This is a genomic window from Streptomyces sp. NPDC005408 (assembly GCF_040606445.1).
GTDB lineage: Bacteria > Actinomycetota > Actinomycetes > Streptomycetales > Streptomycetaceae > Streptomyces.
Genome location: NZ_JBEXEX010000014.1, coordinates 163,787 through 170,505 on the forward strand (window position 1 = coordinate 163,787; position 6,719 = coordinate 170,505).

A 6,719-nucleotide genomic window follows, 5' to 3' on the forward strand; every position below is an offset into this window, starting at 1 on the left:
CCCGGGAGCCACTGTTCTTGACGAGGCACATCCTCAGGCGCACTATTCATCACATGATGAATTTTTCAGGAGTGGCCGTCCTGGCCCGCGGCCTCACCGTCGTACGAGGAGACCGCACCGTCCTGCGCGGCATCGACTTCACCGTCCCGCCCGGCCGCATCACCGGCCTCCTCGGCCCGTCCGGCTGCGGCAAGTCGACCCTGATGCGCGCGATCGTCGGCACGCAGGCCAAGGTCACCGGAACCCTCGAGATCCTCGGCAAGCCCGCAGGTGACGCCTCCCTGCGCTCCCGGATCGGCTACGTCACCCAGGACCCGTCCGTCTACGACGACCTGACGGTCCGCCAGAACCTCGACTACTTCGCCGCCGTGCTGCAGCCCGGCCGCCGCCAACGCGACGCCCGCCGCGAGCACGTCACCCGCGCCATCGCCGACGTCGACCTCACCTCGCACGCCGACTCCCTCGCGGGCCGCCTCTCCGGCGGCCAGCGCACCCGCGTCTCCCTCGCCGTCGCCCTGCTCGGCACGCCCGAACTGCTCGTCCTCGACGAACCGACCGTCGGCCTCGACCCCGTCCTGCGCCGCGATCTGTGGGACCTCTTCCACCGCCTCGCCGACGAGCGCGGCGCCGCGATCCTCGTCTCCTCCCACGTCATGGACGAGGCCGAGCGCTGCCACCGACTGCTCCTGATGCGCGAGGGCGCGATCCTCGCCGAGGACAGCCCCGACGACCTGCGCTTCCGCACCCGCTCGGAGACGGTCGAAGCCGCCTTCCTCCACCTGGTCGACGAGGCCAACGCCCGCCAGGCGGAGGACCAGCAGGCCCCGGCGCCCCACACCCAGGTCATTCAGGAGAACGCCCGATGAGCACCTCACGCACCCTCGCCACCGCCGCCCGCGTCCTGCGCCAGCTGCGCCACGACCCGCGCTCCATCGCACTGATGGTCTTCGTGCCGTGCGTGATGCTGTTCCTGCTGCGGTACGTCTTCGACGGCAGCGAGCAGACCTTCGACTCCATCGGCGCCTCGCTGCTCGGCATCTTCCCGCTCATCACGATGTTCCTGGTGGCCTCCATCGCCACCCTGCGCGAACGCACCTCCGGCACCCTGGAACGCCTGCTCGCCATGCCCCTCGGCAAAGGCGATCTGATCGGCGGCTACGCCCTGGCCTTCGGACTCGTCGCCGTCATCCAGTCCCTCCTTGCCACCGGCCTCGCCCTCTGGGCACTGGGCCTGGACGTTGTCGGCTCGCCCTGGCTGCTGCTCCTCGTCGCACTCCTCGACGCCCTGCTCGGCACGGCACTGGGGCTCTTCGTCTCGGCCTTCGCCGCCTCCGAGTTCCAGGCGGTCCAGTTCATGCCGGCCGTGATCTTCCCTCAGCTGCTGCTCTGCGGCCTGTTCATCCAGCGGGAGAAGATGCAGCCCGTCCTCGAAGGGATCTCGAACGTCCTGCCCATGTCGTACGCCGTCGACGCCATGAACCAGGTCCTGCGCCACCCGGACGCCACCGGCGACTTCACCCGCGACGTCCTGATCGTCGCGGCCTGCGCGATCCTCGTCCTGACGCTGGGCGCTGCGACCCTGCGCCGCCGCACGGCCTAGGTCCTGTCCGGCCGGTCTTGCCGGGCTCGCGTGCCCTGGCACGGCACTCCCCCGTAGCCCTTCGGGCACGGGAGGTGCCCCCATGCTGCGTTGTCGTCAGTCGCTGACGCTCCGCGTCGGTTCTCCCCCTGCCTTCGGCGGGGGGACCCCCATCCTCCGCCTTGCGATCGCACGCACCGCAGTGACATCAGCCGCTCCGCGGCGGGCCGCTCCCTGATCCGGCCTGATCGACCGGACAGGACCTAGCCGACAGTGACCGTGTCGCCGACCCTGAACTGGTCGTAGACCCACCCGGCGTCGGCGGCAGGCACCCCGATCACGCTCCGGTTGATGGCCCCCGAGGCATCGTCCGCGAAGATGTACAGCACTTCGCCGCTGGGCCGGGACAGCTCCACCACCCAGCTCGCCTCGATCATGTACCGGCCGTCCTTCCCGAACATCACGGCGGGGATCCTCCGCTTCGGATCCTTGTATACGACCTTCGCCGGACCGGCGGTGACGTCGTCCCTCATCGTCACGGGAATCGAGCGCGGCTTCTGCCCGCCCCGCTCGAACATGAGCACCTTCTTGGCGGTGTTGACGGTGACGCGGGCGGAAGCGGGCACCGGCACCGGCGGATCCGTCGCAACCTGCCGCCGAACAGCGTCGTCTGTGCCCATCACCCGCGGCACCCCGAACGCGACCCCGGCAACCAGCACGACCGCCCCGACCGTCGCGCCCACCACCCTGCGCCGCCGCCCCCGCGCCGCGCCCCGCCGGCGGATCTGCCCGCCCGACAGCGACGGAGGCGTCTGCGCATCGGCGGCCAGCACCCGAAGCGCGGAGCCGAGCGCGTCCGACTCGTGATCAGACATGGCTGCCCTCCCTCTCGTCGGCGGGCTCCTCAGGAGACAACAGCTTGGCGAGCGCGGCCCGCCCACGGGACAGCCGCGCCTTGACCGTACCGGCCGGAGAACCCGACTCCGCGGCAATCTGCTCGATGCTCAGGTCGCACAGATGGTGCAGCACCACCGCCTGCCGCTGCGCCTCCGGCAACTGCCGCAACGCATCCACCAGCACCGTGTGCTCCGGCCCCGGCCCCGGCGTACGGTCCGCCGGCGGATGGTGCCGCACCAGCTCCAGCCACCGCTTCGCCCGCCGCCAGCGGCTCACCGCGAGCCGCATCGCGACCGTACGGATCCATGCCTCAGGAGCCTCCTCGGCCAGGAACGAGGCACGACGGTCCCACGCCCGTACGAACGCCTCCTGGACCACGTCCTGCGCCTCGCCGTGATCGCCCGTCAACGCGTACAACTGCCCCACCAGGCGCGGGAAAGAGGCCGCGTAGAAGGTGTCGAACTCCTCCTCCGTCACGAGCGGTAGGACAGCCCCCACGCCCCCGCGGTTCCCTCAGAACTTTCCGTGTTCCTCCTGCAACCTCCCCCTCTCCCCATGCGTACAGAAGCCGAACCAGCACAGCTGACCATCAGCTGACCCAGGGGGAGGAACCAATGCGAGGAACCATCGGCGCCGCCGTACTCGGCCTGATCTGCGCGCTGTCGCTCACCGGCTGCTCGGGAGCGAGCGTCACATCGGACGCCGCCGCGCCACCCGAGCGACCGGCGGGCAACAGCTCAACCTCGTCCCCCGAAACACCCCGGCCCACGGCCACCCCGCCGACCACCGCCACCCTCGCCCACCTTTCCGACGCCTCCGTCAACATCACCGAGGGCCAGCACATCGGCATCGGCCTGCCGATCTCGGTCACCTTCAAGCGCCCGATACCCAAGTCCGAGCGCGCCGACGTGGAGCGTGAGTTGAAGGTCACCGCCGACCCCGGAGTCACGGGCGCCTGGGCCTGGATCAAGGACCGCAACCTCCACGAAGGCCAGCGCGTTGACTTCCGCCCCGAGACCTACTGGAAGCCGGGCACCAAGGTCAGCCTCACGGCGGGCCCGTCCATCGCACGCTCCTTCACCGTCGCCCGCTCACTCGTCGCGACGGTCGATGTCCGCAGCCACACGATGACCGTGGTCAAGGACGGCGCGCCCACCCAGACCATCCCGATCACCGCGGGCCGCCCCGGCTACGACACCTGGAACGGCACGATGGTCGTCCAGGACAAGCAGCGCCGCGTCTTTATGGACTCCCGCACCGTCGACATCGCCGACTCCTATCAGGGCTGGTACCGCTACGCCGTCCACCTCACCACCTCCGGCACCTACCTCCACGAGAACGACCGGGCCAACACCTTCGCCGGCCGCAGCAACGTCACCCACGGCTGCGTCGGCCTGGCGTCCGACGGCACGGCCCGCCGCTTCTACGAGCAGGTCATCCCGGGCGACGTCATCCGGGTGACCCATTCCAAGGACACCGTCGCCGCGGGCAACGGCTACGGCGACTGGAACCTCTCGTGGTCCGAATGGCGGTCCCGCAGCGCCCTCTAGTCCCGCCCTCCAGCTCAGCCCTCAGGTTCCGTTGCCGTGGCGTCCGGGGAGGCGGGCCGGTGCCCACCCGTACCGCCCCTCGGACGCCACGGCACCGGCACGCCCCCGGTGCGAGGATGGCCGCACGTATCCCCACCGGCGAGGTGAACAGAGCCATGACCCAGACAGTCGCAGTCCTTGGCACGGGCAAGATCGGCGAGGCCCTCCTCAGCGGCATGATCCGTGCCGGCTGGCGCCCCGCCGACCTGCTGGTCACCACCCGCCGGGCCGACCGGGCCGACGAGCTCCGCACCCGCTACGGCGTAGAGCCCGTGACCAACGCCGAGGCCGCCAAACGGGCCGACACCCTCATCCTGGCCGTCAAGCCCCAGGACATGGGCAAGCTCCTCGACGAACTCGCACCGCACATCACTGCCGACCGTCTTGTCATCAGCGCCGCGGCCGGTATCCCCACCTCCTTCATCGAGGAGCGCCTGGCCGCAGGCACTCCCGTCGTCCGCGTCATGCCCAACACCCCCGTACTCGTCGACGAAGGCATGTCCGTGATCTCGGCTGGCAGCCACGCGACCGCCGAGCACCTCGCCCACGCCGAGGAGATCTTCGGCGGCGTCGGCAAGACCCTCCGCGTCCCCGAGTCCCAGCAGGACGCGGCCACCGCCCTGTCCGGCTCGGGTCCGGCGTACTTCTACTTCCTTGTGGAAGCCATGACCGACGCGGGCATCCTCCTCGGCCTCCCCCGCGCCCAGGCGCACGACTTGATCGTCCAGGCCGCCATCGGCGCCGCCGTCATGCTCCGAGACAGCGGCGAACATCCCGTCAAACTCCGTGAAGCCGTCACCTCCCCCGCAGGCACCACCATCAGTGCCATCCGTGAACTCGAGAACCACGGTGTGCGCGCCGCCCTCATCGCCGCCCTCGAAGCAGCCCGCGACCGCAGCCGCGAACTCGCCTCCGGCAACGGCTGACGGCTCAGCGGACCGGCACGTCCCACCGCCGCGGCGCCAACAGCGGTGGGAGCGAGCCGTCCCGTAAGCCATCCCCTACTACGCAGGCAGCAGCCCGATCGCCCGATAGGCCGCGTCCACCCTCGGCCGGGCCATCGCCCTGGCCCGCTCGGCTCCCTTCCTCAGCACGTCGTCGACATAGTCCGGATCCGCCGCCAGCTCGGCATGCCGCTCTCTGACCGGCCTCAGCAGCTCCACCACCGCCTCGGCCGTGTCCTTCTTCAAGGCCCCGTACGACTCATATACACCGGCCAGCTCGATTGGGTTCCCACCCTCACAGGCCGCCAGCATCTCGAGCAGATTCGCGACGCCCGGCCTGCCCTCGCGGTCGTACTCGACCTCGCGCCCGCTGTCCGTCACGGCCCGCATGATCTTCTTGCGGACGACATCGGCCTCATCGAGCAGATAGACGATCCCGGCCCCGGACTCGTGCGACTTCCCCATCTTCGACGTCGGGTCCTGCAGATCCATGACCCGCGCCGCCACGGCCGGATGGGTCGCCTTCGGCACGGTGAACGTGTGTCCGTGCCGCTGGTTGAACCGCACCGCCAGATCCCGGGTCAGCTCCACATGCTGGGTCTGGTCGTCCCCCACAGGAACCTCATCGGTCCCATAGGCCAGGATGTCCGCCGCCATCAGCACCGGATACGTCAGCAGCGACAGCCGCACACTCTGCCCGGCCGCCTGCGCCTGCGCGCTCTTCTCCTTGTACTGGATCATGCGCCGCAGCTCGCCGTCCGTGGCTGTGCACTCCAGCAGATACGACAGTCGCGCGTGCTCGTCCACATGACTCTGTACGAATACGGTGCACCGCTCGGGATCCAGCCCGGCCGCCAGCATCAGCGTGGCGGCCTGCCGACTGAGCCTGCGCACTCGCGCCGGATCGTGCTCCACGGTGAGCGCATGCAGATCGACCACGCTGAACAGCGCGTCCGCCTGGTGCTGATCGACCTCGACCCACCGGCGCAGCGCCCCGAGGTAGTTGCCCAGCGTCAGATGCCCCGTGGGCTTGATCCCGCTGAAGATCCGCGTCATCCCGCTCTCCGTCTCCTGTCGGAGCCGCCGCGATCAGCGGCCGGACTCCCGGAGGGAGAAACGCGAACGGCCGCCGAAGCGGCGGCCGTTGAGTGCATGCGTAGGTGCCGGCCGCCGTCAGGCGGCCCACCACTGAAGGAGGCACGTACGCGTAGTCATAGGTACGAGAGTACGGGGTCTGGCCTCAGGTTGACAGCGCAAACCGCCATCCGTAGTGTTCTCCGAGTTGTTCGACGTGAGCACCGGCTCAGGCCGGCCCCGGACAGCCATTCCGCAAGACCCACTACAAGCAGGCGGCTCTCGGTCGCTCGGCTTTCCGTGCGCTTTTGCGAAATGAGGAATCCGCGTTCGAACGGGCGCAACCCCGATTAGCGTCGGGGGCAAGGATTCCGCTAAAGTCTCACTCGTCGGAACGGCTCAACGGCCGGAAAGACAACCCGAGTTCGACCGGGAATCAGGCCCGAAAGGATCTGATAGAGTCGGAATCGCCGGAAAGCCGAAAGGCCGGAAAGCAAGCCCCGCCGACGGGGAATCGGACACGAAAGAGTCTGATAGAGTCGGAAACGCAAGACCGAAGGGAAGCGCCCGGAGGAAAGCCCGAGAGGGTGAGTACAAAGGAAGCGTCCGTTCCTTGAGAACTCAACAGCGTGCCAA

7 protein-coding genes are annotated in these 6,719 nt (G+C 69.3%); 4 read left to right on the forward strand and 3 right to left on the reverse strand.

The window, feature by feature from the left end; translation table 11 throughout:
• Positions 1-53 precede the first annotated feature (53 nt).
• Together ABZS64_RS16465 and ABZS64_RS16470 are read left to right on the forward strand one after the other, a co-directional pair.
• Positions 54-866, forward strand: coding sequence for an ABC transporter ATP-binding protein (locus ABZS64_RS16465; RefSeq protein ID WP_355829230.1), 813 nt, complete (start codon positions 54-56; stop codon positions 864-866).
• Positions 863-1,600, forward strand: a complete 738-nt coding sequence (locus tag ABZS64_RS16470; RefSeq protein ID WP_355829233.1) for an ABC transporter permease — start codon at positions 863-865, stop codon at positions 1,598-1,600. The genes ABZS64_RS16465 and ABZS64_RS16470 overlap by 4 nt, the downstream gene beginning before the upstream one ends.
• 242 nt (positions 1,601-1,842) lie before the next feature.
• Here ABZS64_RS16470 and ABZS64_RS16475 read toward each other — a convergent pair whose 3' ends face one another.
• Together ABZS64_RS16475 and ABZS64_RS16480 are read right to left on the reverse strand one after the other, a co-directional pair.
• Entirely contained in the window at positions 1,843-2,454 is a 612-nt protein-coding gene (locus tag ABZS64_RS16475; protein ID WP_355829235.1) for a L,D-transpeptidase, read from the reverse strand.
• Positions 2,447-2,953, reverse strand: a complete 507-nt coding sequence (locus ABZS64_RS16480; RefSeq protein WP_355829238.1) for a SigE family RNA polymerase sigma factor — start codon at positions 2,951-2,953, stop codon at positions 2,447-2,449. Before ABZS64_RS16480 ends, ABZS64_RS16475 begins: the two co-directional genes overlap by 8 nt.
• Positions 2,954-3,090: 137 nt before the next feature.
• On the opposite strand from ABZS64_RS16480, the gene ABZS64_RS16485 reads away from it, so the two are divergent.
• Positions 3,091-4,026 carry a L,D-transpeptidase gene (locus ABZS64_RS16485; RefSeq protein ID WP_355829241.1) on the forward strand — a complete coding sequence of 312 codons (936 nt, stop codon included), beginning with the start codon at positions 3,091-3,093 and terminating at the stop codon, positions 4,024-4,026.
• Between the two features lie 155 nt (positions 4,027-4,181).
• Entirely contained in the window at positions 4,182-4,991 is an 810-nt protein-coding gene (gene proC, locus ABZS64_RS16490; RefSeq protein WP_355829244.1) for a pyrroline-5-carboxylate reductase, read from the forward strand.
• 78 nt (positions 4,992-5,069) lie between these two features.
• Here the strand turns inward: proC and trpS are convergent, their stop codons facing one another.
• The gene (trpS, locus tag ABZS64_RS16495; RefSeq protein WP_355829247.1) at positions 5,070-6,065 is read right to left on the reverse strand and encodes a tryptophan--tRNA ligase; all 996 of its coding nucleotides are present in this window, start codon (positions 6,063-6,065) and stop codon (positions 5,070-5,072) included.
• Between the last annotated feature and the right edge of the window lie 654 nt (positions 6,066-6,719).

Coding starts and splice junctions, on each gene's coding strand:
- ABZS64_RS16470 (WP_355829233.1), top strand. CDS start 863: ATGAGCACCTCACGCACCCTCGCCACCGCCGCCCGCGTCCTGCGCCAG.
- ABZS64_RS16485 (WP_355829241.1), top strand. CDS start 3,091: ATGCGAGGAACCATCGGCGCCGCCGTACTCGGCCTGATCTGCGCGCTG.
- ABZS64_RS16465 (WP_355829230.1), top strand. CDS start 54: ATGATGAATTTTTCAGGAGTGGCCGTCCTGGCCCGCGGCCTCACCGTC.
- ABZS64_RS16475 (WP_355829235.1), bottom strand. CDS start 2,454: ATGTCTGATCACGAGTCGGACGCGCTCGGCTCCGCGCTTCGGGTGCTG.
- trpS (WP_355829247.1), bottom strand. CDS start 6,065: ATGACGCGGATCTTCAGCGGGATCAAGCCCACGGGGCATCTGACGCTG.
- proC (WP_355829244.1), top strand. CDS start 4,182: ATGACCCAGACAGTCGCAGTCCTTGGCACGGGCAAGATCGGCGAGGCC.